The 26,701-nt window shown below is 46.3% G+C and carries 24 protein-coding genes and 1 tRNA gene; 4 read left to right on the top strand and 21 right to left on the bottom strand.

All coding sequences use genetic code 11. From position 1 onward, the window contains the following. Nucleotides 1-7: 7 nt before the first annotated feature. The gene (gene acsA / locus MHH92_RS20215; protein ID WP_340905914.1) at nt 8-1,732 is read right to left on the bottom strand and encodes an acetate--CoA ligase; all 1,725 of its coding nucleotides are present in this window, start codon (nt 1,730-1,732) and stop codon (nt 8-10) included. 298 nt (nt 1,733-2,030) lie between these two features. Between acsA and MHH92_RS20220 the strand changes: the two genes are divergently transcribed. Then, the gene (locus MHH92_RS20220; protein ID WP_340905915.1) at nt 2,031-2,663 is read left to right on the top strand and encodes a GNAT family N-acetyltransferase; all 633 of its coding nucleotides are present in this window, start codon (nt 2,031-2,033) and stop codon (nt 2,661-2,663) included. Nucleotides 2,664-2,800: 137 nt separating this feature from the next. Here MHH92_RS20220 and MHH92_RS20225 read toward each other — a convergent pair whose 3' ends face one another. The 4 genes from MHH92_RS20225 to MHH92_RS20240 all read right to left on the bottom strand — a co-directional run bounded on the left by MHH92_RS20225 (nt 2,801) and on the right by MHH92_RS20240 (nt 5,608). After that, complete coding sequence (locus MHH92_RS20225; RefSeq protein ID WP_340905917.1) at nt 2,801-3,496, bottom strand: 5'-methylthioadenosine/adenosylhomocysteine nucleosidase; 696 nt, start codon at nt 3,494-3,496, stop codon at nt 2,801-2,803. Between the two features lie 122 nt (nt 3,497-3,618). Further along, entirely contained in the window at nt 3,619-4,632 is a 1,014-nt protein-coding gene (gene ccpA / locus MHH92_RS20230; RefSeq protein WP_036614690.1) for a catabolite control protein A, read from the bottom strand. A gap of 92 nt (nt 4,633-4,724) precedes the next feature. Continuing rightward, nucleotides 4,725-5,072, bottom strand: a complete 348-nt coding sequence (gene ytxJ / locus MHH92_RS20235; protein WP_253501829.1) for a bacillithiol system redox-active protein YtxJ — start codon at nt 5,070-5,072, stop codon at nt 4,725-4,727. A 122-nt stretch (nt 5,073-5,194) separates the two neighbouring features. Next, the gene (locus tag MHH92_RS20240; RefSeq protein WP_253501832.1) at nt 5,195-5,608 is read right to left on the bottom strand and encodes a hypothetical protein; all 414 of its coding nucleotides are present in this window, start codon (nt 5,606-5,608) and stop codon (nt 5,195-5,197) included. Between the two features lie 276 nt (nt 5,609-5,884). Between MHH92_RS20240 and MHH92_RS20245 the strand changes: the two genes are divergently transcribed. Next, nucleotides 5,885-6,409 carry a type 1 glutamine amidotransferase domain-containing protein gene (locus tag MHH92_RS20245; RefSeq protein WP_036674874.1) on the top strand — a complete coding sequence of 175 codons (525 nt, stop codon included), beginning with the start codon at nt 5,885-5,887 and terminating at the stop codon, nt 6,407-6,409. A 120-nt stretch (nt 6,410-6,529) separates the two neighbouring features. On the opposite strand, the gene ptsP is transcribed toward MHH92_RS20245, so the two are convergent. The 4 genes from ptsP to aroA form a co-directional block, all read right to left on the bottom strand. Beyond that, entirely contained in the window at nt 6,530-8,290 is a 1,761-nt protein-coding gene (gene ptsP / locus MHH92_RS20250) for a phosphoenolpyruvate--protein phosphotransferase (RefSeq protein ID WP_036674873.1), read from the bottom strand. Beyond that, entirely contained in the window at nt 8,287-10,167 is a 1,881-nt protein-coding gene (locus tag MHH92_RS20255; RefSeq protein ID WP_036674872.1) for a glucose PTS transporter subunit IIA, read from the bottom strand. The genes ptsP and MHH92_RS20255 overlap by 4 nt, the downstream gene beginning before the upstream one ends. Before the next feature lie 196 nt (nt 10,168-10,363). Beyond that, nucleotides 10,364-10,798, bottom strand: coding sequence for a CoA-binding protein (locus MHH92_RS20260; RefSeq protein ID WP_017687409.1), 435 nt, complete (start codon nt 10,796-10,798; stop codon nt 10,364-10,366). A gap of 59 nt (nt 10,799-10,857) precedes the next feature. Then, entirely contained in the window at nt 10,858-12,153 is a 1,296-nt protein-coding gene (aroA, locus tag MHH92_RS20265; RefSeq protein WP_340905925.1) for a 3-phosphoshikimate 1-carboxyvinyltransferase, read from the bottom strand. 106 nt (nt 12,154-12,259) lie between these two features. Here aroA and MHH92_RS20270 point away from each other — a divergent pair, with 106 nt between their 5' ends. Next, complete coding sequence (locus MHH92_RS20270) at nt 12,260-12,565, top strand: rhodanese-like domain-containing protein (protein ID WP_017687407.1); 306 nt, start codon at nt 12,260-12,262, stop codon at nt 12,563-12,565. A gap of 136 nt (nt 12,566-12,701) precedes the next feature. Here the strand turns inward: MHH92_RS20270 and MHH92_RS20275 are convergent, their stop codons facing one another. The 4 genes from MHH92_RS20275 to MHH92_RS20290 form a co-directional block, all read right to left on the bottom strand. Next, nucleotides 12,702-13,211: a shikimate kinase gene (locus MHH92_RS20275; RefSeq protein ID WP_036614703.1), complete on the bottom strand. Its 510-nt coding sequence runs from the start codon at nt 13,209-13,211 to the stop codon at nt 12,702-12,704. 592 nt (nt 13,212-13,803) lie between these two features. Next, nucleotides 13,804-15,213: an NADP-dependent phosphogluconate dehydrogenase gene (gene gndA / locus MHH92_RS20280; protein ID WP_340905926.1), complete on the bottom strand. Its 1,410-nt coding sequence runs from the start codon at nt 15,211-15,213 to the stop codon at nt 13,804-13,806. A gap of 172 nt (nt 15,214-15,385) precedes the next feature. Continuing rightward, a complete protein-coding gene (locus tag MHH92_RS20285) occupies nt 15,386-15,985 on the bottom strand; it encodes a hypothetical protein (RefSeq protein ID WP_036614719.1) in 600 nt (199 codons plus the stop codon). 253 nt (nt 15,986-16,238) lie between these two features. Beyond that, a complete protein-coding gene (locus MHH92_RS20290) occupies nt 16,239-17,531 on the bottom strand; it encodes an MFS transporter (RefSeq protein ID WP_100527097.1) in 1,293 nt (430 codons plus the stop codon). Between the two features lie 176 nt (nt 17,532-17,707). Here MHH92_RS20290 and MHH92_RS20295 point away from each other — a divergent pair, with 176 nt between their 5' ends. Next, nucleotides 17,708-19,183 (top strand): aminotransferase class I/II-fold pyridoxal phosphate-dependent enzyme, encoded by a 1,476-nt coding sequence (locus tag MHH92_RS20295; protein ID WP_026080977.1) that lies wholly within the window; start codon nt 17,708-17,710, stop codon nt 19,181-19,183. A gap of 207 nt (nt 19,184-19,390) precedes the next feature. On the opposite strand, the gene MHH92_RS20300 is transcribed toward MHH92_RS20295, so the two are convergent. From MHH92_RS20300 to MHH92_RS20335, 8 genes are all read right to left on the bottom strand, one after another. Beyond that, nucleotides 19,391-19,708 carry a DUF1292 domain-containing protein gene (locus MHH92_RS20300; protein WP_036614722.1) on the bottom strand — a complete coding sequence of 106 codons (318 nt, stop codon included), beginning with the start codon at nt 19,706-19,708 and terminating at the stop codon, nt 19,391-19,393. Between the two features lie 97 nt (nt 19,709-19,805). Continuing rightward, the gene (locus MHH92_RS20305) at nt 19,806-20,360 is read right to left on the bottom strand and encodes a copper amine oxidase (protein WP_036614723.1); all 555 of its coding nucleotides are present in this window, start codon (nt 20,358-20,360) and stop codon (nt 19,806-19,808) included. A gap of 799 nt (nt 20,361-21,159) precedes the next feature. Continuing rightward, complete coding sequence (locus MHH92_RS20310; protein WP_017687397.1) at nt 21,160-21,579, bottom strand: organic hydroperoxide resistance protein; 420 nt, start codon at nt 21,577-21,579, stop codon at nt 21,160-21,162. Nucleotides 21,580-21,993: 414 nt separating this feature from the next. Continuing rightward, a complete protein-coding gene (locus tag MHH92_RS20315) occupies nt 21,994-22,680 on the bottom strand; it encodes a hypothetical protein (protein WP_340905932.1) in 687 nt (228 codons plus the stop codon). A gap of 2 nt (nt 22,681-22,682) precedes the next feature. After that, nucleotides 22,683-23,681 carry a hypothetical protein gene (locus MHH92_RS20320; protein ID WP_340905934.1) on the bottom strand — a complete coding sequence of 333 codons (999 nt, stop codon included), beginning with the start codon at nt 23,679-23,681 and terminating at the stop codon, nt 22,683-22,685. A gap of 1 nt (nt 23,682) precedes the next feature. After that, nucleotides 23,683-23,940 (bottom strand): hypothetical protein, encoded by a 258-nt coding sequence (locus MHH92_RS20325; protein WP_340905936.1) that lies wholly within the window; start codon nt 23,938-23,940, stop codon nt 23,683-23,685. 284 nt (nt 23,941-24,224) lie between these two features. Further along, nucleotides 24,225-26,435, bottom strand: coding sequence for a M1 family metallopeptidase (locus tag MHH92_RS20330; protein ID WP_340905938.1), 2,211 nt, complete (start codon nt 26,433-26,435; stop codon nt 24,225-24,227). Nucleotides 26,436-26,624: 189 nt separating this feature from the next. Continuing rightward, a tRNA-Val gene (locus MHH92_RS20335) sits at nt 26,625-26,697 on the bottom strand. Between the last annotated feature and the right edge of the window lie 4 nt (nt 26,698-26,701).

Genomic DNA, 26,701 nt, shown 5'->3' on the forward strand with positions numbered 1-26,701 from the left:
TGTCGCGTTAGTCTTCAATGGTGGATAGATCTCCTGTTGGCAGATCAAGCTCCCAGGCTTTCAGAACACGGCGCATGATCTTGCCGGAACGTGTCTTGGGCAGTTTATCCTTAAACTCAATCTCACGCGGAGCAGCATGGGCAGACAGGCCCTCTTTGACAAAACGATAGATCTCTTCTTTTAGCTCCGGTGTCGCCTCATATCCTTCACGAAGCGCCACAAAGGCCTTGATGATCTCCCCACGTGTCACATCCGGCTTACCGATTACACCCGCCTCAGCTACCGCAGGATGCTCCACGAGCTTGCTCTCCACCTCAAAGGGGCCGATACGCTCGCCTGACGAATTAATCACATCATCAATACGTCCCTGGAACCAGAAATATCCTTCTTCATCCATATAAGCGGAGTCACCGGATACATACCAGCCCGTAAGCCTGAAATACTCCTCGTATTTCGCAGGGTTATTCCAGATCTTCGCCATCATGGATGGCCAAGGTGCCCGTATGGCCAGATTACCCATACTGTACGGCGGCAATTCCTGCCCGCGATCATCAATAATCGCTGCTTCGATTCCAGGCAACGGACGTCCCATGGAGCCAGGTTTAATCGGCATTCCGGGATAGTTACAGATCAGCTGTGCACCTGTTTCCGTCATCCACCATGTATCATGAATCCGCTGACCATAGGCTTTCCATCCCCAACGAACAACCTCCGGATTGAGCGGTTCACCAACAGACATGACATGACGCAGACTGCTCAGATCATGCTGGGCAATGGTTTCTTCTCCCGCTCCCATCAGCATACGAAAGGCCGTTGGTGCACTGTACCAGATCGTGACTTTGTTCTTCTGGATGGTGCTGTACCAATCTTGAGGACTGAAACGACCACCCCGTATCACATTGGTCACTCCGTTGAGCCATGGAGCAAAGATACCGTAAGAGGTGCCTGTCACCCAACCAGGGTCAGCAGTGCACCAGTATACATCATCCTCGCGTAAATCCAAGACAACCTTACCTGTATAATAGTGCTGAATCATGGCATTTTGAACATGGTACACCCCTTTGGGTTTACCCGTAGAGCCTGAGGTATAGTGAATAAGCAAACCATCCTCACGATTCAGCCACTCTACTTCCATCTCATCCGAAGCGGCTGACATCTCTGCATCAAAATCGATGAGTCCTTCTTCAGTCTGCGCGCCCCCACCCACAATAAATATATGTTTGAGTTCGGGCAATTCGGTACGTTTGATGCGCTTCAGTAATTCCGGAGTGGTAACCAGTGCTACTGCTCCGCTATCCTCCAGCCGATCCTTCACAGCCGTTTCCATAAAAGCTTCAAACAACGGGCCCGCGATGGCTCCAGCTTTCAATATGCCCAGAAGACTAAAATACAGCTCAGGACTTCGAGGCATAAAAATAAACACCCGTTCCCCTTTGGCTATGCCATATTTGCGGAGAACGTTCCCGAATCGACTCGACTGTTCACTCAGATCAGCAAAAGTATAGGACTCTTCACGTGAAGCATCGCTATACAATAAAGCGGTTTTCCCGCCCCTTCCTTCCAGTACATGGCGATCAATCGCTTCATGCGCCATGTTAACTTTTCCGCTGGCGTGCCACGTAAAGTGCCTTTCCACCGATTCCCAATCGAACCGGCTTCTCGCCTCCGTGTAATCGCCCAGATTAGATTCAGACACAACCGTTTGCAGCATCTCACCATGTGCTTGACTCATGCTTGCCAGCCTCCTTCAACTCGACATTTCGATTCCCGTTAGGGGTCACTTCTCATTGCCTTTGTGTTGACTGAACTTCCAGTTAGCGCTTACATTAGTAGAGAGAACTTCTCATCATGTACTTGCTCGGCCAAACAGATGTTAACTATACTGTATTGAATTGTGAACATTTTTTGTCTACGCAATTATAGCAAATATTTTCAATTGTCGTCTATGGCTTTTCAATTTTTTGGATTTTTGCTATAGCGTTCTTTTTGAAGAACAACCTCTATAAGTAGGAAAGAGAGGAGCATGAACCATGGAACATATCAAAGAACATCATATGCGTTCCATCTTCAAGTCCGGCCACCGAATTACAATTGAAGGTCCCGTGCAAGCCGAGGAGATAACCCGTCTTGCCTTCCATCCAGATCTGGATGCCTTTCGGCGCCCAACGGAGCAACAGGAAGCTCTGGCCGAGATCGCAGCATTGCCTGAAGGGCGAATTATCATTGCACACGAAAATGAAACCATTATTGGCTATGTAACCTTTCACTATGCGGATGATTGTGAACGCTGGTCCGAGGGTAATATGACTGATCTGATTGAGCTTGGGGCAATCGAGGTTGCGGACAACTATCGCTCGCTTGGCATTGGACGTGAGATGTTGCTTACCGCTATGGAAGATAAATACATGGAGAACTACATTATATTCACCACAGAATATTATTGGCATTGGGATCTGAAGGGCAGCGGACTAAACGTATGGGATTATCGCAAAATGATGGAGAGGCTGATGGAAACGATCGACATGACCTGGTATGCAACAGACGACCCCGAAATCTGTTCACATCCTGCGAACTGTTTGATGGTACGTATCGGAAGTCAGGTGCCCATCACATCGGAAGAACAGTTTGATCGTGTACGCTTCCGCCATCGGTTCATGTACTAATTCAATGATCTGTTCGAAAAACGATATACATAACAAAAACCGCCTCTCGCAGCGTTGCTCCATACTTCATGGAACAGCTAATCGAAGAGCGGTTTTTCATTGATTTTGGGTTGGCATTGCAATCGTAATTTATGTCATTACATATTTTCTAACATATGCTCCACAATACGATGTGAACGCTGCGAAGATTCCACGGTAAATTCAGCAAAGTTAACATGCGCCGAACCATCCGCTTTATCTGACATCCCACGCAGGACAACAAACGGTACTCGATTCATGTAACAGACCTGAGCAACTGCAGCCCCTTCCATCTCCGCACATGCACCGTCCATCTCAGTATATAACATGTGAACTGTATCTTTATTCGCGATAAATTGGTCTCCAGATAACACTTTACCGACCAGGTAATTGGCTCCCTGAGCTTTACACGCTTCTTCAGCCAGTGTAATAAGCGAAGCCTCGGCAGGGAATGCAGATGTCTCCTGGTAAGGAATAACCCCGCGCGCAAACCCCAGTGGCGTTACATCCATGTCGTGCTGAACACATACAGACGATATAACCATATCTCCAATGTTCAACTCCGGGTTAACTGCACCCGCAACACCTGTGAAGATAATCCGATTAACCTGAAAACGATCAATCAAGATCTGCGTTGTAACCGCTGCATTTACTTTACCTACGCCGGATTTGCACACGACAATATGCTTGCCCAGCCACTCGCCCGCAACGTATGTAATGCCGGTTTGTTTGACCGTCTCAAGCTGCTTCATACCTGCCAGCAAAAGCTCGACTTCCTCATCCATCGCTCCGATAATACCAATCGTTTCACGCATCTTCTGATACCCCCTGTTTTCATTTTTAAACTAATTCAGCACAAAAGCTCCGTCTCCGGAGCTTTCGCATATCCACTATGTAGAGAGAATAATGACTTCTCCCTTACTGTATATATTCCCGATTAAACTACATCTGCATGACTTACAGACAGACGAAGAATCGTTTCATGCGGCAAAATAACCCGTGGGTTCTCCACATTTTCTTTCTTCATCAACTTGGTCAGCAAACGCATCGCTACTGCGCCAAGGTCGTACATTGGCTGAGCCACTGTTGTCAACTGAGGACGCACCATGGAAGCCATACGGATGTTATCCACACTAATAATGGAGAAGTCATCCGGTACTTTCAGACCGTCATCCTGAATGCTGTGAATGGCACCAATGGCCATTTCATCTGTAGCAGCAAAGATAGCTGATGGTTTTTTCTTGAGTCCAAGGAAATATTTCATTGCTTCCACACCGGATTCATATCGATAGTTACCGATTCGAACAAGATCCTCCTGGTATTCAATCCCCGCTGCTTCCAGTGCTTTTTTGTATCCTTGGAAACGGGCATATCCATTCGCCGGATCTTGCAGTGTACCACTGATCATCGCAATTTCCTTGTGTCCATGACGAATCAGAGTGTTTACCGCATCAAACGCAGCCGCCTCATGGTCAATATCCACCGAAGGGAATGTGCCCTTCTCATCACTCGTTGCACAAAGTACGATCGGCACAGCCGCAGACTGGAACGCCTGAATGTGTTCGTCCGTTACTGTTCCGCCCATGAAGAGCAGTCCGTCTACTTGTTTTTCGAGCAACGTGTTAATAACACGAATTTCTTTTTCTTTCTTCTTGTCTGCATTACACAAAATAATATTGTAGTGATACATATTCGCAATATCTTCAATTCCGCGGGCAATCTCCGCGAAGGTTGAGTTCGAAATATCTGGAATAACAACCCCGACCGTGGTTGTCTTCTTGCTTGCCAGACCTCTGGCTACCGCATTCGGACGATATCCCAACCGTTCGATGGCTTCATATACTTTTTTCCGCGTTTGCGGTTTGACATTAGGGTTATTATTAACTACCCGTGATACCGTTGCCATAGACACTCCAGCTTCACGTGCCACATCATAAATGGTTACCGTCACAGTACTTCTCTCCATTACCAGTAAATTTTCATACCATTTTCATTAAGATTTATATTACGACAAATTTTTGCATTAATCAATTAAAATAGGCTTTAGGACTCACTCAAAACATTCGTAAGTGTGGTTCTAGTAATATCTGAATGGGAAGTATGCCATACAGGAACTCCCTTTTTGATCAGGATCGCCTGTGGAGATTCGTGCTTAACACCCAGCTTGTCTGCTGCTTCATTGGATACCGGGCGATCTTCCACAACATAGATGATGCCATATTTCACTTGTTCATTGGCATTGTTAAGCAAATAATCGTTCATCTCCTGATAAGCGTTTGAGCTGATCGGACAGCGCGTGCTATGCTTAAACAAGAGCAAGGGTTGATCCTTGGTAGCCTCCACTGCGGAGTTTAGCTGTTCAATACTTGTCATTTTAGTCATGTCAGCCATTAGATATACATCCCCCTTTACCAGGAATACCACTATGTTGAGCGTTTTCACTCTTCGATATCTTAACAAAAAGTGCGCGAAAAAGCCAATTTTCATGAAAACAAGCATTTTACACGTCAAAATTAGACAGCATTTGAGAAGTACTCCTGCCACACAAATCCGGATAATTGACTTAATCTGCGCTCCGTGGTCTCAATCCACATTGCATCACCAGACTTCGTTGCGTAACCCATAATGTCCAACAGCAGATTGATACGCTCCTCCACTGCTTGCTGCATTCGATATTCCATCTCCCGATCGGTCGCATCCGGCCAGGCCAGCAGTTGCTCATGAAACAGGTCTGCCAGTTCATTACGTTCACCAAAAGATACGTCTTGCTTCACGGGTTGTTCACCCAATGTGCTTATGCACTCTGTTAAGTCCGGCTTGACCGGCGGAAGCACTTCGTATGATACACAGTCTGTACACGCAAATACGGGTACGTTTCGAATCTCCACTTTTTTGGCGTATACCACTGTTCTTAATTCCAACTCCATTACATGTCCACATCTGCACGACTTGCGCACCACCATCACCTCATTCGTTCTGTACTCTATATAAGTACCATTCGACCTATTTCGGCTCAAATCCTGCTATAAACGAAAGGTTGCACAAATTACCACTCCCTCCAGATGAAGGTTGTCGAATGCAGGCAGTTACTGACTTGTAATCGCTTCCTCCAAACTGAATATGCACTTCCATGAAGTCCCTTGGAGAATCTGTTACAATTAAAGACGCAACAGGCCTAATCACCACAAAAAGGAGAGATGGACATGAGATTAACTGGTAAAAAAGTCATCGCTCTGGTCGATGAAGAATTCGAGGATTTGGAATTGTGGTACCCTGTACATCGGGTTCGTGAAGAAGGTGCAGAAGTGCATCTTGCAGGAGAGAAAAAAGGAAAAACCTATATTGGCAAATATGGTGTGCCTGCTGAAGCCGAATACAGTTTCGATGAACTCGACAGTTCAGATTACGATGGCATTCTCGTGCCAGGCGGCTGGGCGCCAGACAAGCTGCGTCGTTATCCCAAAGTACTGGAGCTTGTGAAGGAAATGAATGCAGACCGGAAACCGATTGGACAGATCTGTCATGCGGGTTGGGTACTGATTTCTGCCAAAATTCTGGACGGGGTTACAGTAACCTCTACACCAGGCATTCGGGATGACATGGAAAATGCAGGTGCTATCTGGAAAGATGAAGCTGTTGTTGTTGATGGACATATCATCTCAGCACGTCGTCCGCCTGACCTTCCTCCTTATGGCAAGGCATTCTGTGATGCACTCGCTGACAAGTAAAAATAACCCCACTGTGCTCTCATGCACAGTGGGGTTATTTTATATAACAAGGTTCCCAACAAATAATTATCACAAATGTAAATATATTAACTTAAAGGTATTTATATCCAGTTATCCTAATTACGATGCGTTCGAACCACTTTGTTCATCCGGACTTCCCGTGGAGTCATTAAAGACTTGCAGTCGCTCCTCAATATCTCCGCTGGTCCGTAAGGCGAAGCACTTTCGCGCTTCTTCTTTGGCGGTCGATGCTGTTGTGTTCAGCACTCTGTGCTTCACACGTAACAAGGATTGTGGAGACATACTCAAGTGGCGAATGCCAAGCTCCAACCAAAGCGGAATGGCACGTTCGTCCCCTGCCATCTCTCCGCACACACTGACATCAATTCCAGCCGTATGAGCCGCATCTGCTGTCGCACGAAGCATCCGCAGAACAGCTGGATGATAGGGGTGATACATATGAGCAATCTGCTCATTCATTCGATCTACTGCAAGTACATATTGAACCAGGTCGTTCGTACCAATACTGAAGAAATCAGCTTCCTCTGCGAGCAGATCAGCAATCATCACCGCTGCAGGAACTTCGATCATAATTCCCACCTGAATGTGAGGGTCGTATGATAATCCCCGCTCGTCCAGATCGGACATCGCCTCACGAAGAATCTCATTGGCCTGCTGAAGCTCTTCCACCGAAGAGATCATCGGATACATGATTTTGACATTTCCGGCCGCGCTGGCACGCAGAATGGCTGTAAGCTGTGTTTTGAACAGATCCTTGCGGTCGAGACTAATCCGAATTGCACGGTAACCCAGAAACGGATTGTCTTCCTCCGGCAATTCAAAGTAATCGAGTTGCTTGTCACCACCGATATCCAGTGTACGAATAACAACCGATTGTCCTGCTGTTTTCTCTGCCACAAGACGGTACACCTCATACTGTTCTTGCTCACCCGGGAACGTAGCACGGTCCATATACAAGAATTCTGTTCGGAACAAGCCCACACCTTTGGCTCCTTGTTTCAAAGCAAGGTCCAATTCCTTCACCGAACTGATATTGGAAGCCAAGTGCAAAACGGCCCCATCTTTGGTTACGGCATCCACGGTAGCAAGGACTTGAAGTTGTTCCTTTTTCTTCAGTTGTTTGCTGCGAAGCATGGTATACCGTTCAATTGTCTTGCGATCCGGGTCCGTAAATACCAAGCCATTGTCACCATCCACCACAAGCATATCCCCTGTCTCTACCGGCATGCCAAGACTCGCTTCCAGACCGGAAACGAGAGGAATGCCAAGGGCACGAGCCATAATCGCAGAATGTGATGTTTTCCCGCCAATCAAGGTCACAATGCCTAGTACATGGGTGGGATTCAGATGCGCCAGTTGAGATGGCGACAGTTCTTTGGCAACGAGTACATACGGCTGGGTATCCGAAGGAAGTGTAATCTCCGGTGCACCGAGCAAATGCTTGAGCAGACGGTTCCCCACATCCTTGATGTCAATGGCCCGCTCCTTCATATACTCGTCTTCCAGCAAGTCAAACATCGTGACAAAATGGTCTATGGCTTCTTTGACCGCCACTTCTGCTGCCTTGTATTGACGCTCAATAATGCCGCGAATTTCGTTCATGAATACCGGATCTTCCAGGATTGCCAGATGTGCATCAAAGATACTGGACTCCTCTGGACCAACAACTTCCTTGAACTCATTTTTGATATATTCGATCTCATCCTTTGATGTCCGTATGCCCTCATACAGCCGTTCGAACTCTTGGGCGAGATCCACAGAATCCATCTTCTGATCCGGCAGATCCCATTCCCAACTGGGCAGGACAAATGCTTTGCCGATGGCTATGCCTGCAGCTCCGTTGATGCCTTGTATCTTCATTCTACCCCTCCAACGTTCCTGTCATAGAGCACCACGGACATAACGGATGCCTGACCTTTCTTAACTTGCTTAAATGGAGCAAAACTCCATGATTTTACACGATCTGGATTCGTAATTACCATTGGTGTTGTTAGTGACGCCGCTTGCTCGCGGAGTACTGCCAGATCAAACTTGATCAACAACTGCCCTGGCTCCACCGTATCGCCCTCCTGAACAAAAGCTTCAAAATGGCCTTTCAACTGAGAGGTATCGATGCCGATATGCAGTAACACTTCAAGCCCCTCACGGGTAGATATACCCAAGGCATGCATGGTCGGGTACAAGTGCATAATCGTTCCGTACACGGGTGAGACCAGCTCTCCCTTTTCCGGAACAAAGGCTACACCATCACCGACAAGTTTGGCTGCAAAGATCTGATCCGGCACCTCTTCAATCGGGAGCATTTTGCCCTGAACGGGGGCACAGAACAGAACCTGTTGCAGATCTCTTTCCAGCAGCTTCGCGATTTCTTCCCGAATCAATTCCGAGTAGGTCCCGAATACCACCTGCACGTTACCGCCACCCAGCTTGATCAGTCCAGCAGACCCCATACTCTTCATGGCACCCGTGTCGATCAGGCGGTCATCATGCACAGTCAGGCGAAGACGTGTAATACATGCTTCAACCTGTACAATGTTACTCTTCCCACCCAATGCCTCGAGGATTAAAGGTGCCTGATAAGGAATGTTACCTACCCAATCTTCCAGCATGGAGCCCTCTTCACGTCCTGGTGTTGGAATCTTGAACGTACGAATCGCCCATCGGAACAGAAAGTAGTAAACCAGCCCATATAGTATGCCAATCGGAATGAGCTTCCAAGCATTCTCCGATAGATGGAAATTGAGTATGTAATCAATAATACCTGCGGAGTAAGAAAATCCATGCCGGATATCAAGCCAGTAACTAATCCACATGGCAACGCCGGACATCACTGCATGCACGATGAACAGATAAGGTGCTGCGAACAAAAAAGCAAACTCAATCTGTTCCGATACCCCGGTTAGAAAACAAACGAGTGCCGATGTCAGAAAAGTTTTTTTGATTTTTGGTTTCAGATCTTCCCTGGCTTCCTGAATAATAGCAAAGGCTATTGCCGGAATGGCAAACATCATGATGGGAAACAGACCCGCCATAAAGAATCCTGCTGTTGGATCACCTGCAAAAAATCGGGGCAAATCCCCTTGCACAATGTTACCATCAGGCGTTTCAAACGTCCCTAACTGGAACCAAAACACATTGTTAAGCAGGTGATGAAGCCCAAAAGCAACCAGAACCCTGTATAACACTCCGTAGATGAACAGTCCAAAACCCCCGAGACTGTATTCCCAGGTAGCAATGCCGTTCAATCCATGCTGTAGGATCGGAGCGAGCCATAACATAAAACAGGAGAACAATGCCGAACAGAGTCCGACAATGAGCAAAACAAACCTTGAACCTCCAAAAAATTGTAAAATTTCAGGCAGTTTAATGCTTTTAAACCGATTATGCATCCCACCGGCAAGCGCGCCGAGTATGATTCCGATTAAGGAAGCGGGCTGAACGGTGCCATCCCCGAAGTTCCGAGTTACCTGATCATATATCACGATACCAGCCAGAGCAGCAAGTCCCGCTTGTCCGGCCTGGTTGGAGAGTCCCAGTGCTACACCGACAGCGAACAGATACGGTAAGAAATAAAAAATACCGTGTCCGGCCACGGTAGACACTTCACCGACAATATCCAATCCCCAGGCGTCCCAAGGCAGACTGCCAACACTGAGCAAAATTGCGGCGGCGGGCAGGACCATTGTAGGCAGCATTACCGCTCGTCCGAGCTGCTGCAAGGATCCGAGCCAATTCATGGCGACCTCTCCTTTCTATCCTAGATGGTAAGCTTTACGCAACGTTTTGTCAAAGCAAAACAGTAACCAATTGGTAATTAATACGGCAAAAATAGAACAGAAAAAATCCCGTCAACTTCAAGTTAACGGGATTCATCCTATAATCATTCAATTGGTTCAGATCAGGAGATCATTCGATCACAGGTGAACGAGCCTCTCAGCCGCGTCCAGCGCCGCGCAGAACGATGGAATCCTCTACCTTGATACAACGATTCGTTACCGCTGTCATGCCGTTCTCTGCAGCAATCTGGACCGCTTCATCACTATGGATGCCAAGCTGCAACCACAGCACATTTGCTTTGATGGCAGCGGCGTCACGAGCGACATCCGCGCAAAACTCTTCGCGACGAAACACATTGACAATGTCTACCGGCTCTGGGATATCCGCGAGTGTAGCATATACCGTCTCTCCCAGGATTTCACCTTGCACCTGTGGATTAACCGGGATGATGCGATAACCTCTGCTCTGCATGGCTTCTGCCACCATATAGGAAGTGCGATCTGATTTGTCTGATAAGCCGACGACTGCGATGTTGCCTGCCTTGCGCAAAAGTTGTCCAATTTCTTCACGAGTAGGGTTGTTAAATTCCATGTTCAAGCACCATCCTTTTCTGATTAAAGTGCGTGTTCAAAAAACAGGTTTTCAGTTATTTACTCTTTTACCCATTGAACCGAGGCGCCAAGCGCCTGCAAATGATCGAAATATTGCGGATAAGACTTGGCTACATGGTGTGCATCCCGAATACGAAGTGGTTCCTTAGAACGCAGGCCAACGACTGTAAGCGCCATAATTACGCGATGATCGTAATGAGCGTTAATCTCAACGCCGCCTTCAACGCCTTCTGGACGTCCATGTACGATAATCTCAGCTTGACGCTCTTCAACGTTCGCTCCTGCCTTCCGCAGTTCGTTCAAGTAATCGGTGATTCGATCACATTCCTTGTAACGCAGGTTCTCTACATTATAGAACCGTGACGTGCCTTCCGCAAACACAGCTGCGGCTACCATAGCCAAAACGGCGTCCGTGGCGGCATCCCCGTCGAATTCGATCGCTTTCAGTCTGCCATTACCTTGAACGTGTACAACATCGTTCTCATGTGTCAATGGCACTTCCATCATGCGCAGCACGTCAACGATGGCACGTTCACCCTGTTTGCTCTGCTCCATCAGGCGCAGAATTTTCACATCAGACTGTGTAACCGCTGCTGCGGCAAGAACCGCTGCTGAACCCGGGTAGTCCCCTTGAACCGTGTAGGTCGTCGGCTGGTAAGCCTGTCCACCTGGTACACGGAAGGACATGTAATCATCGCTTGCATGGATAATGATGCCTGCCTGCTCCAGCACTTCCAGCGTCTGTCCGATAACGACCTTGGACTTCAGGTCATTCAGTACTTCGATGGTGCTGTCTTCTGCAAGCAACGGAGTTACAAACAACAACGCACTCAGATATTGGGAGCTGACGGAGCCGGATACACGAATGTGTCCACCCTTGGCATTGCCACCCTTGATTGTAATCGGCAGGCGTCCTTGTTCGTGCTGTACATCTACACCTAATTGACCAAGCGCATCGATCAGGTCATCATGGGGGCGTTTGCCCAAAGAATCCGGGTACGTATTCACAAAAGTTACTTCAGGGCAGAGCGCTGTAACGCCCATCAGGAAACGAAGTACAGCACCCGCATTCCCTACATTCAATTCACGCACATCACGGGGATGACTGCCAAAACCCTGGATCACAATCTTGCTGTCGTCTTCTTCAAGCACTGCCCCCAGATCGCGAATACATCTGCGCATGGCGTCACTGTCTTCACTGTGTGCCGGGAAATGGATGGTACTTGTGCCTTCTGCCAGTGCAGCAGCCAGCAAATAGCGAGTCGTGTAGTTTTTGGAGGACAGAGCCCCGATTTCCCCGTTCAGAGTGGGGGTTGGTTTAACAATAACGTCCATGGATGAAATTCTCCTTCATTGATTATATTGTGGCCAAATTGACATTCCGTGCATCGCTTGGGTATCATTATAGGCGTTAAGTCCATACAGAAAAGAGGACCTGAATATGACACAAATAGCTGAAATTGAAACGTCTGAGCTGCGCCGCCGTTTACAGGCGGGAGAGAAGCTGCAGATGATAGACGTCCGCGAGGACGATGAAGTCGCGCAAGGCATGATCGAAGGAGCCAAGCATATTCCGCTTGGACAGATTCCGGACCGACTGTCTGAGATTGAGAAATCAGGCGAGATCGTGATCATCTGTCGTAGCGGTTACCGCAGTGAGCGTGCATGTGAATATCTGCAGCAACTGGGATATGAAGGCTGTACAAACATGGTCGGCGGTATGCTTCAGTGGCAACAGGAAGACTAGAGAAACCCGGAGAGAAGCAAAGTCATTTGTAACCTCGTGACTTCTGCTCTGCTCCACTCCCAGAAACGGGCCTATATGGCCCGTTTTGTTATATCTGCCACCACCTATCAACCATCAAACTTCGATGATAACAAGCTTAGACGCGGTAATGCGCTAAAATTAAACGAGTCACTTCGGCAGCGGATAACTCGGTTGTATCCACCGTATAATGTGCGAACCGATATGCGTCTTTCCGTTCTTCCATAATTGCCTGAATGCGTTCCTCTGCATTACCTGCGAGGAGTGGGCGATTGTCACAGCCACTAACACGCTCTACAATCACTGCCGGATCAGCAGTCAAGGCAACAACCCAACCATTCTTCAACATCACGTCACAATTATCCGAACGCAGCACCACGCCACCTCCGGTCGCTATGACCTGTGACTTCTTCTCCAGCACCGAGCATAACATGCGGCTCTCGGCATCACGGAAATACGTCTCTCCCTTGCCAGTGAACAATTCTGGAATCGTACAGCCTTCCTCTTTTTCCACCGCGGCGTCTACATCAATCAATCGATAACCAAGCTCACGTGCAAGCATGTCAGCGACGGTTGATTTGCCGGTTCCCATCATACCAATGAGAATAATATTGTTAGACTTGCTCAAGGTGTACACTCCTTTAATTCAAGCAATTCGTGAGCACTTTTGTCCTATCATAACACAGCCCTGCGGACTGGGAAAGACCATCTCCTCACTGACTTCCTTTCGACCATCCGCAAGTACTTCCAAGACAGATTAAGTAACTCCCGGCATCTAAGCCTACGTCAGATCACCCTCAAGCAGTTTTGAGCCTCCAAACATCTCAATCAGTAATCATCCAGCAACCTAACGAACTCCTATGAGCTTTTTTACGTAAAATAGGCTCAGTTAAACTTCTTACGAATCTCAGTAAGCTTATTTAAAAAAATCACCGTCAAAACACCGAAATCTCGCTGCAAATTATCTAAATAGGGCCTTCTGAGTTCGTTAAAAAATAGAAGCGGCTCATTTTTCCAAAATAGAGTGTCTCATGTTCATTAGGTCTAGAACCAACTACATATCTTCTCTATCAACACTATTACTGTATAACAAAGTTAAAAAAAGGCCCAGCGTTGACCGGTAATCACCGGAACGCCAAACCTCTTTTGAGCCCCTTAGCAGGCCAAAGCTCCTGATTAAGGGCTCTTTGGCCAAATCTAATAGACTTGTATATGTGGTACTACTCCATCCAGTTGTGGTGGAAGCTGCCTTCTTTGTCCACACGTTTGAACGTGTGAGCACCGAAGTAGTCACGTTGGGCTTGCAGCAAGTTTGCTGGCAAACGCTCTGTACGGTAGCTGTCGTAGTAAGAAAGAGCACTGGAGAAGCCAGGTACCGGAACACCTTGTTTTACAGCAGCCGCTACAACTTCACGCCATGCGCCTTGATAAGACTCAACGATGTTTTGGAAGTAAGGATCCAAGAGCAGGTTTTTCAGTGCTGCGTCTTTATCATAAGCTTCTTTGATGTTTTGCAGGAACTGTGAACGGATGATGCAGCCACCACGGAAGATCATGGCAATGTTGCCGTATTTCAGATCCCAGCCATACTCGTCGGAAGCTGCACGCATTTGTGCAAATCCTTGTGCGTAGGATACGATTTTACTTGCAAACAATGCTTTACGAACGCTCTCGATGAACGCTTTTTTGTCGCCGGAGAACGCTTCAGTCGCTGGTCCATTCAGGATTTTGCTAGCTGCTACACGCTCGTCCTTCATCGCAGACAAGAAACGGGAGAATACGGATTCTGTAATCATGGACAATGGTACGCCGAGATCCAGCGCGCTTTGGCTTGTCCATTTACCTGTTCCTTTTTGTCCAGCAGCATCCAGAATGACGTCAACCATTGGTTTGCCGGTTTCCGGATCGTATTTGGAGAAGATATCTGCCGTGATTTCGATCAGGTAGCTATCCAGCTCTCCTTGATTCCATTCCGTAAAGATCGCATGCAGCTCTTCAACGGAAACGTTCAATACGGATTTGAGCAAGTGGTACGCTTCACCAATCAACTGCATATCTCCGTACTCGATACCGTTATGCACCATTTTCACATAGTGTCCGGCACCGTCTGGTCCAATATATGTACAACATGGATCGTCACCGACTTTGGCCGAGATCGCCGTTAGGATCGGTTCAACCAGTTTATAAGCACTTTCCTGTCCACCTGGCATGATGGAAGGGCCTTTCAGTGCGCCTTCTTCACCACCGGATACACCTGCACCGATGAAACGAATGCCTTTGTCTTCCAACTCTTTGCTGCGACGTTGCGTGTCAGGGAAGTATGCGTTCCCTCCATCAATGATGATGTCGCCCTCATCCAGGTGAGGAAGCAGTTGTTCAATGGTAGCGTCGGTCGCTTTACCAGCTTGTACCATGATCAAAATTTTGCGCGGGGATTCCAGGGATGCTACGAACTCTTCAATGGAGAATGAGCCTGTCAGGTTTTTACCTTCAGCTTCTTTCAGAAGATCATTGGTTTTCTCCGGGGAACGGTTATATACCGATACTGAGAAACCTTTGCTTTCAATGTTAAGGGCCAAATTTTTGCCCATGACAGCCAGGCCAATTACGCCAATTTGTTGTTTTGTCATCTGGTCCTCCATCCTTTGCTCCAATTAATTTTATTGAAATAAATTCTCAACAATACTCCCATTTTAACGGTTTTATGTATAGAAGTGAACCCCGTGGCACAGCTACGCAACGAGAAAACACCCCAATCTGCTGAGGTGTTCATCGTATTTTCATAAATACGGCCGTATCTTGTCATCCTTCCAACATTAACAGATGTCCAGACAACTGTTTTAAGACTTGACGGCAAGCATTTGCTTTTTCGATATTATCCATCTGCATGGCCGTGTAGAGGCGCTCCAGTTCATCGTCTACTTCCATGCGCAACAACATGAGCCTTTCCTCGCCTTCACGCGAGAGGAACATTTCTTCCATCTCTTCCGCCGTCGGCGCAGGTTCCTTTTGAAAAATGACACGCTGTTTGAACCCAGACACTTCCACAAGCCGAATGACTTCACCGAATAAAATGTTCTCCACAGTCATCTGCTGATCCTTAAATCGCTTCACAACTGCATGCCCGCGTGTATCGCCAATCAGCTTCTCCAGCCACTCTGCAAGCTTTGCATCCTTAATGATATAATCTCCAGTCATCTTGTAGTTCCCCGTGCGTGTCTGTTGAAAGCGGAGCTTTACCAGCTTGCGGCCGGTCCGGACTGACAGGATAAAAAAGGATTCGTCCTCGCTCCAATATAGTGAATATCCCTCACGAATAAGGTCTCTGATCAAATTTTGGATATGCCGACGGTTGAACCGCAGCTCCAGATTGCAATATTCAACTTCATAACTCTTATTCACGGCACTCCCTCCATCTGTACCGGATCAACTCCGGCCCTCGTCTTCAATCGCTTCTACTCAATCGGCTTACCCTATTTTATACTTCATTTTATGTAAGGGTACTTGGTTATTTGACTATTTTTCACCGAAAGGACCGCCGGATTGCAGCTTTCCGCACACGCACAGGGGCAAGCCCCCGATTATCGTGATATATTGGACGCGAAAAAGGGAGCCCCACAACCAAGACGGTTGGTGGAACTCCCTTTTCTTTTGCTTATTTGGCCGGAGCGGTGCGAAACGGATTGCGGGATAACACAAAGTGCACAACGGCAAGTCCTGCCATGACGATGGCACTGCCGATGAATGGAGCCGGATGGCTCACGTGGTCCCACAGCAGTCCAGAAACAATAGGTCCTACAACCATGCCTGATCCCTGCAATGTAAGGAAGAATCCCCAGATCGCACCCCGCTCTCCTTTGGGAATCAGTGTGGCTACAAAAGCATTCCAGGCGGGTAAAATCATGGCATAACTGATGCCCACCAGCATGACAACACCAAACACCACCGGAATGGATGTTATGGAGGAAAATGCGAACAGACTCGCCGCCGCCATCAAAAAACCAATGTTCAGGAACGGCTTGGTGCCAAACCTGTCTACCATTTTACCTACAGGCAGTAAGGCAATAACAGTTATTCCACCACCCGCAATCAGCAACAAACTGTAAAGGTTCGGCGAGATGTGCAGATCTGTGCGTGTATATAGCGTGATTACTGGACTGAGCAGCCCGATGACAAACGACTGCATAAACAGTGCAGGATACACCAGTGGATTAACATTAAGCGTGCTGCGTACCCGTTGCAGTGTGTCCTTCACACTCTTTTGCAGCCGGATGAACGGCGTGAGCAGATTCGGTTTGGCTGGATATTTCACATCACTATTCTTCGCTACTTGCTCGGCATGCTCTCCTTCAACAATGACACGTCCAGGAAGAATCATGGCCACCAGAATAACGAGAATGGCACAACCCATCAGCACGAGGAATATGGTTCGATAATCATGATGCGTGCGCTCCAGTAGCCAGTTCATGCCTATAGGTCCAAGCCCTGTTCCGCCGAGAGCAGCCATCTCCAGCGCCCCCATTGCTGTACCATTCTTGTTCTGTGGGCCTGACATCGCCGTCACGCCTGTCATGGCGCAAGGCCAGAGTGGTGACGTACCAATGCCAAGAACCAGACAGGCCATGGCCAGTCCAACGGCACTTTTGAGAAAAAGGATCATAATAACAGCGATTAAGGTACAGATTAATGCTGTAACCATCGTTGCACGGAACCCGATCCGTTCTGCTGCCCAGCCGGAAGGCGCCCGGAACAGATTATCTCCCAAATATTGAAGAGCAAATGCCACACCAATGACGCCTGCAGACAGACCCAGTATATTGTCCATATACACCGGCAGAACTGCTACCAACAGGGCCCCTTTGATAATTTCAACTAGAAAAAGTGTCAGCCACATCGCGATAAAAAATGGTGATCGCAAAATTTTGGCTGGTTTTGTATCGGTTTGCATTCTTTTTCCCCTTTCGGCGTTCATTTACCTATTCCCTATCCTTAGTGTAACCGTGGGGAATGTGTCCAAATCTCGGCAATTCAAAAAATTGTCGATTATACTGTTGCATTCGGTTCTTAATTTGCTATACTCATCTTTGTTTACCAATTTTATTAGGAAGGGTTGTGACAGCACTGATGAATCACCACCGTACGCCGCTGTTTACCGCTTTAAAAAATCATGCGGCACTCAATCCGGTACAGTTTCATATTCCGGGCCATAAAAAAGGATTGGGAGCGGATACCGAATTCCGTGAATTTATTGGCGATAATGCCTTCTCCATAGATTTGATTAACATCGCACCGTTGGATGATCTCCATCAGCCAACCGGTGTCATTCAGGAAGCACAGATTTTGGCAGCAGATGCCTTCGGAGCCGATTATACCTATTTTAGTGTACAAGGCACAAGCAGTGCCATTATGACCATGATTCTGTCTGTATGCTCACCGGGTGACAAAATTATTGTGCCCCGTAATGTGCATAAATCGGTTCTGTCCGCCATTATTTTCTCAGGCGCCAAACCCGTATTTGTTTCTCCTTCACAAGATGCCAATCTGGGCATTGACCATGGAGTCACTACACAGTCTATCCGTCGCGCACTTGAGCGTCATCCAGATGCCAAGGCATTGCTTGTAATTAACCCGACCTATTACGGCGTGGTTACCGATCTAAAAGAGATTGTTGAGTTGGCACACAGCTACCAAGTCCCTGTACTTGTTGATGAAGCACATGGTGTACTCATTCATTTCCATGAGGATCTGCCGTTGTCTGCGATGGCAGCAGGTGCCGATATGGCTGCAACCAGTGTTCACAAGCTTGGTGGCTCCATGACACAGAGTTCCGTACTCAACCTGAACACAAAGAATGGGTTCGTAAATCCGCAGCGTGTACAGACGATTCTGAGTCTGCTCACCTCAACATCAACTTCATACATTTTGCTTGCTTCACTCGATACATCAAGACGCAACCTGGCACTCCACGGTCGTGAGATTGCACAGAAGGCGATTGAACTAGCTGAATTTGCCAGACGTTCGATTAACGATATGGATGGCCTGTATTGCTTCGGTAGAGAGCTGCTGGGTACAGAAGCGACCTTCAACTATGATCCAACCAAAGTAACGATCCATGTTCGCCATCTGGGTATTACAGGGTATGAGACAGAGAACTGGCTACGTGAACATTACAACATCGAGGTTGAACTTAGTGATATGTACAATATTCTGTGTCTCATTACGCCAGGAGATACGGATAATAGTGTGGATATCTTGCTGAACGCTTTGCAGGATCTCTCCCGTACCTATTATCAAGTGAACCCGGCCCATGAACTGGTCGTAAAAGTTCCGGATATTCCACAGTTGATGCTGACTCCACGTGATGCATTCTACGGTGATACCGAAGTGATTCCGTTTAAGGAATCCGCAGGACGTATTATCTCGGAATTCATCTATGTCTATCCACCTGGCATTCCGATCCTGTTACCGGGTGAGGTTATCACCCAGGAAAATATCGACTACATCATCGATCATGTCGAAGTTGGATTACCCGTCAAAGGACCCGAAGATCGCAGCGTAACCAACGTTAAAGTGATCGTGGAAGCCGATGCCATTTTCTAAAACAACCTCCTTGCGCTGTGCAGGGGATAAACTTAAAGGACCAAGCCCTTGCTTGGTCCGTTTTTATTTTATGGGACAAGCGAGTTTGCATTTTCCCGTCTATTTCGTCGTTCAAACCGGTGGTGTAAATGCTCGTATACCTCTTAAATAACAAACAAAAGGCCCCTTGAGATCAAGGAGCCTTCATGTTATGTTCCAAAAGAATGACTATTCTTGTGATGCAACGAGTTCGTTGTAAGCCGCTTCAACGCGGTTCCACTCTTCTTCGTCTTCAATATTGTAGAGCACCATTTCCTCGTCTTCTTCTTCCATACGCAGGATGATGCCGTCAGCTTCAGGATTGTTACGTTCCAGCAGGAGCGCATAAACATGCTTCTCCACGTCAAACGTCTCCACCAAAACCATCTCCACGTCTTGGCCGTTCTCGTCTGTTAATGTGAGAAGGACTTCTTCATGCTCGTGGTCGTGGTCGTGGTCTTGCCCGCATCCGCAGCCATCGCCGTGTTCATGTGTGTGATCGCTCATTGAAATACCTCGCTTTATAAATAGAAATTGTGTAACCTTGCATATCGTAACATGTTCAATGACACAGGTCAATTTAACTCACAGGGTTATTTTCGCTTCAATCGTTCAGCGCTGTAATGATTTTCTCCGCTACCAGGACGTAGCTGCTGTTTGCATTTTCTTTAATATGAAAGCCGACCTGATACTTGCCGGCACGACTGAAATCATACGTAAAATCATATGTGCGGAACCAGAAGTTATCCTTCTGGGTCGTAAGCTCCTGTGACTGGATATCCTTCACCTGACCGCTTGGATTGGTAATCGTTACTTTCACCGCAGCTACATCTGCTGTCAGACTGTCCACTTGTGAAAATACATTGAATTTCAGCTTACCTACGTTAACGTTGCCAAATACAGTGTCTCCCTTGAAGAGAAAAATATGTACATTCGGTTTGATCACCGTTACTCTCTTGTTACTGCTGTCCCATTTGACGACGCCTCCGGCTTCCCTGACAGGTACATAGGTCGTTCCATCAATGAGATAACCTCCATCAGCTGCTTCCTTGCCGTTAATGAGAACACGAATCTTCTCGTTCACCGAATCTGCAAACAATAAAGACCCGCCGAGCAAGGAGAATACCGTGACACAAAGCAATATTCGTTTCCATTTCATCCCGTCAATATTCCCTCCCCTGCTGCTAGCTGTTGTACATTTATACTGCAGATTCATCCACAAAGTTGCGCTGTTTTTCATCATTTTTCATTTTTTATCCAGAATTTTTTCCACCCCTTGGAATGCACAAAAAGAGGCGATCCTCATTAAAGGATGCCCCTGTTCTATTATTGTTATATATACGGGATTATACGAAGAGTTATGAAGAAGTATGGCGGGTCAATATACAAGGAACGCCCTTGCCTAAAGCCCCTTCAATTCTCATACGTGCAGCGTAATCCATGCCTCGTGTACATGGTGTCTTACATCTCTCGCATACATCCGATGTGACCAACTTCATGGATACACGTATTTTATCACTCTTTAATGCGGGAGCTTTCTTACCCTTTGCCTTTGCCATCCCGGATTCCCCATTTCCCCAAGTGCTTACTGATGTAATGCATCATATGGGGATTCGCCCGGTTGTGTGTCTATTTAGAAAACGTATTTAAATAATAAAAATATGACAAGGAGGATACCCCCGAGAATGAGCCAGTTGCTGATTTCATACCAAATGCTCTTGCCTCCGGACAGGTATTTCTGTTCATTCTCCTGATGTCGCTGACGGTGGGTATCGGTCTCAGAGCCATGGGGTGGTTTGCTAAAATCCATCATAAGTACATTCCCCTTTCAGCAGTTTTGTGTAAACTCACTACCATTATAACCCATAATTGAGTATGAAATTGATTTTTCTGCATAAAACACCAAAAAACCTCCGATTACTCGGAGGCTTCTTATCAACAACAAATAGTATCAGTGATTACGCCAGTTCCACGTTAACATTCACGTTTCCTTTGATTCCTTTGGAATATGGGCAGTAGTCATGGGCAAGTTTCACAAACTTCTGTGCTGTCTCCTCATCCAGACCAAGAATTTTAACTTCCAAATCTACTTGAAGCTTCACGCCGTTATCCTCAGAGTCCGTCACCAACATTACCGTTGCAGCTACGGTACTTCTTTCAATTTCAACTTTGTGTTTCTTCAATTGAAACTCCAGTGCAGAGTTAAAACAAGCACTATACCCTGCTGCAAACAACTGCTCCGGATTGGTAGCTGTCGTCACTTGTCCTCCGAGTTCAGGTGGTGCAGCAACATCCAACATAAACACGTTATCGGGGGATTGTACGATGCCTTGACGTCCGCCTGTATTGATGACTGTTGTTTCATATAATGTTTTCATTTGTGAAAACTCCTTTAGTTAATTAGATTTATTTTGACTGAATTTTGATCTCTCTTATATCGCCTACAATTACATTGTACACAATTAAATTGTGTATGTAAATAGTTGATATAAAAAAATATAGTTTAAAACACGTTTGGAGAATAATTCATCTCTAACCCCGGACAGCCCAAACATAGAGTCAGAGCACTTCCTGAGTTGTTCGCTTGTATCCAATAAACTTGGCCTGACTTCATTCTCTAAATAAAAATGGTACCCAAACACTGCACTTCATTTTCAAAGTGTCTGTGTTTAGGTACCAAATTACTGCACGTATGTCTTTTTATTGATCCATCCAGATAATCTATCTATTCTCGTCGTCATTCCAATACAAATCATGCACCTTGTTCATCTTCAGACATCTTCCCAGTTTGATTAATTACTCCAGATATCCACTTTCATCTGTGCACATTTGAAATACTTAGCCTCGGCCTTACTTGTAGTCAGTTTTAACAGACATTGCAGTTCTCCATGTTGGAACAACCCACCGCTAAGGTCAGCAACAACACCGCCATATTGATCATCCGCACCAAGCCATACGGACGGTCTCTCGAACCCAGCTGAGAACTGTAACCCTGTACAGAGCAGCACAGTGAGATTCTTACGGTTCTGTGCTTCATCTCCTGCTACGCCATGTGTGGTGAAGAACACCATATTTTGATTAAAATCCGTGTACGTTCCATCTGCTTTATAGGCACGGACCATACCATATTTCTGATTTACATTTTGATAAAAGGTGATTCCGGCCTTGCTATCCTTTGATTTAATGCCAACCTGAACTGAGATTCCAATGTTCCCGTTTAATTGTAGCGCTTCCAAAGTGATTGCAATTGCGGTTACTTTCGAGCTGTCAATCAGATGTTTCATTTTCAACTCTGCCGTGGCTCCTGCTGTTGTCGGTGTTGTAACGGTTATGGTTCCTCTGTCGGGCAAAGGCTCAAACGTAGGGTTGCCCACCACCTCCACCCAATCCGGTAACGTTCCGTAAAGAAAATCGGCCACAAGCTGTTTGTGGACCTTTCCAAAGGGCACGATCTGACCCGCTGCATCACGTATAATCATCTCTACACCCCCACCGAATAGGCTACACCGATATTATGATCGGTATTGTAATACACGTACACTACGCCGTCCATAACGGACACCATCAAGGATTGCATGTTGGTCGTTTCCCAAGTCAATGCCGGAAAATATATATCTGTAGGTTTGTCCAGCAGTTGACGAAAGTCTGCGCTGATCTTTGCAATGGCAGGCCGAGCTACAGTCGTAACCCCACCGGAAGCATAAGCCGATAACATACCCAGCCACCACATGCTCCCTTTGTACATAAATACACCAGCATTGGGTCTCGAAATGTTTTCTCCTGCACTTAAAGTGGCATCATTCCCACCCATTAATGGTCTTGGATCAGCTAACCAGCTACGTCCGTCATGCGAATGCCAGATACATTTACGACCAAAGTCCCCACCGCCCATCACTGAGAAACCGATCCATTTGCCACCATTTCTGAAACACGAGAAATATCCGGTATGACCATCACCTGGGAACCCGGGAGGTTTGTCCAAAATCAAACCCACTCTTGTCCAGTTAATCATGTCTACAGAGGTCGCAAGTGCCGTCGATTGATTGATCCCCAGTCCGTTTTGTTGATAATACATAAAGAACAATTGTTCTTCATCGTTCCAGATCACAAATGGAGTTTCCGTCGAATTCCCAACCACAGTATCGAGATACACCTGTCCGTGTTTGGTCCATGGTCCTGTCGGGCTGTTCGAGTAGGCTAGTCCAATTCCTCCGATGTGATTATGGTTGGTAGAATACGTAGCATAATAATCTGCTTTTGCATCAGGGATAAGCCCCTTTACCTTGATCGCCCGAAACCAATAGATCGATTGCAGACCCGCCATTGCAGCAGTATACATAGGATTGTCCATTTTTTTATCAAATTGAGGCGTGTACATCCGTCTGGTTTCTGCATCGCAATAATCATAAGGTGAAGTGAAACTGTTGGCTGTGACAGTAGCAGTCTGTTCTGCCTGGATATTTTTTTCGACCATTGACATGTTACACAACCTCCTTAACGTTCAGGGTGACAATGTCCAATGGAGAGAAGTATACTAAATCCGTCGCGCCCTTTAGTAGATTTGAGAGATCAACAACATTACCCATATTCGCAGCCGGCCCCTGAATAACACGAATGATAGAGCGAATGCCTGTATTATATGAATACGCTTTCATTTTGTTAATTCCTTTGCTTTCCTTACCGTTGTGATCAGTGACTGTCTCTTTCCATGGCATGCCCGGATAATGTTGATCCTTCATATTAATCCCTCCTATTGTTTTCTCACGATAAGTATATTCATGAAGTTACCTTTCTGTTAAAGCATCATGCCCATTTTAAGGCCTAATATTCCAAGACTGGTTTGCAAAACAACATAAAATTTTATCCCCTTTTAGACTTTTTGAAGGTTATATCTTTTCTATGGAGGGGAGTGAGTTGTGCAACCATCGGTTTGCTTTTGTTAAAATGACTAAACAGGCTAACCAATAACAATTGGCTAACCTGTTTAGAGGAAGAAACTGCAAAACCAATTACTTATTACTTATTACTCCGCAAAAAGTGAAGATATGGGATTCACAACTTTTTTATTGGATTTCTCCTTGCCTTGGTTATCCAATACATAGTACTGGTAAAAGTCGTTAGTGAATCCGATAGACTCCTGTATTTTCAGCTTAAAAGCTTCAAATGCCTCATCACTCAGATGATCCTCATTCCAGAAATAATGAAGCATCAATCGATTCTGGTTATAGGGATGTTTGATAACATATGCACCCGCGGCGAGAGGTTGATTCATGGTATTCTTCCAAGGAAACCCCGTCTGTTTCGTTCGATCAATAATGTTAAGTTTTAAAGCCTGCACCAATCCGTTTGACTTGGCATTGCCAATGACAATAAGGTTGCTGTTGCCGATCTTTTTTTTCATCTTTTGCTTCAATTCCTTGCGATCCCTTATAATGTCGTATTTCATACCAGTCATATCAAGGAATCCGGTCAACTGATTAACCATATCTTCCTGCTGTTTAGTTGCAAGCTTACTCACCTGATCGCTGAGCACAATGGTTAATTCCTCGCCTTGAAGGGCTTTGTCCATCAATCGATTCATCACTTCATAAGGCAGATTGGGGATTATACCCATGACAGTCTGATATTGCACTTGTAAGACATCATGCACATAGGCGGCGGTCTCTTCCGGTGATAATTGGTATTCCGGCTTTAAGACAAAATCAGGCTGATATAGGGCCATCTGCATTTCTGAACGTATTTCTTTACCAAGCACATCTTCAATGGTTCGAAGCAGCCCCTCTACCGTTGCATTTTGGTACACGTAGCGTTTGAAATATGTCTTCATCAACTCGTCAAATTTCTCTTCACCGACGGAACGGTAAAGCTGATAGATCGCTTGTCGCCCCTTCTGATAATATACCAAACTTGCCAAATCCCCAGCTTCATCGTTTGTTGACGCAATCGCCATATCTACGGGCGCAGTATCAAACTGTATGGATCTGAACCCATTTAGCTTGTCTCCCTGTTTCTCGGCAAAATACACCATGGAGAAATCAGCAAAGCCTTCATCCAGGAAGGATTCTGTCTCCGAATTATTACCAATCAATGCATGGAACCACTGATGCGCTATTTCATGAACAAATGTTGTGTCTTCTTCTGGAACAGCACCATTTTGAATCTGTCCCATCTGGATGAGCCTCGCATACTCCACGGCAACGCCTTGTACATACGTCTCGACAATTCGGAACTCTGGATAGGGATACTTGCCATATTTCTCACTATAGAAATCGATGACCTTGAATGCCTGATTAATGTAGCGGTCAACTATCTTTTTCTTGGATGGATCATCGTTGTAATAATAGTATTCCACCGTCAGACCGTTACGAGTAACACTCTCCACTTGAAGGTTTGGGCTAGCAAAGAATACAAACTCCCTTGTGTTCTCGGCCACAGCAGAAACAACTTTACGACCATGTTCTGTACTGATTTGAGTGGTGATCGTACCCGGCATGGCTACTTGATACTCATCAGAAACATTTAATTGAACTTCAAAGTCCGATGAGGTGTAATAATCGCTCTCAAATGTTTGACTATACGGTGCCTTGTTCCACTGATGCTTTACCTCGTCGTATACAGACATCACCGGGAACCAGTGTGCACCATTGATCATGTCCTTGTAGTAGGAAACTCGCTGTGAGCCATAGGGTATATTCAACTGAAACTCCAGTTGGAATGATACCGATTCACCTGGTTGTACGGGCTTCTTCAACTGCACGGTCAACGCTTGGTTTTCCTTATGGAAGTCCAGCGATTGGCTATCTGCGCTTACAGCCTGAATATCGATGCCACCCAGAAAGTCCTCCGCTGTCTTCTCCGGGTGATCTTCACTAATCTTCTCATTATGCTGTTGGTACATGCTCGCCTGTGTAGACTTGGAGAGGTTTGCATCAGCATATGTATGAAGAACCAGCTGCTGGAGTGCATCCTTGCTTGTGTTGCGGTACGTTACCTTCTCGCTCCCCTGGATCGTCATGTCCTTCTCATTTAATCGAGCCTGAATCTGGTATTGAATCGGCGTCTGCTCTATCGAGTCTTTCTGTGTGTTATATATCTTCGTAGATACAGGTGCTGGGCCTGCTTCCGCGGCAACAACCCCCATGTTGGCAAGTGGGCTTGTTGCCAGTATTAAAGCCAGTGTACCCGCGATCCCTACTCTGGCTAACTTTGATGTAAATGGACTTGAATAATTCATAAGTTCTCTCCTTCTTCTGTACTATATTGACCTCAGAACCAAGTATAGAAGACGAACCTTACGCTGAATTTATGTTTTATTTAAGTTTTGTTTAAAAAAGAAGAGAGAAAATGAAACTATCGCAAATCGCATTCATGTTTGTATGTAAAAAAAAGAAAAGAAGCCTTACAATGTAAGGCTTCTCATGTATGATCTGTAGTGGGCTCGAACCACTGACCCCTACCCTGTCAAGATAGTGCTCTCCCAGCTGAGCTAACAGATCATGA

It is taken from the genome of Paenibacillus sp. FSL M7-1414, assembly GCF_038003195.1.
In the GTDB taxonomy this organism is placed as follows: Bacteria; Bacillota; Bacilli; order Paenibacillales; family Paenibacillaceae; genus Paenibacillus; species Paenibacillus amylolyticus.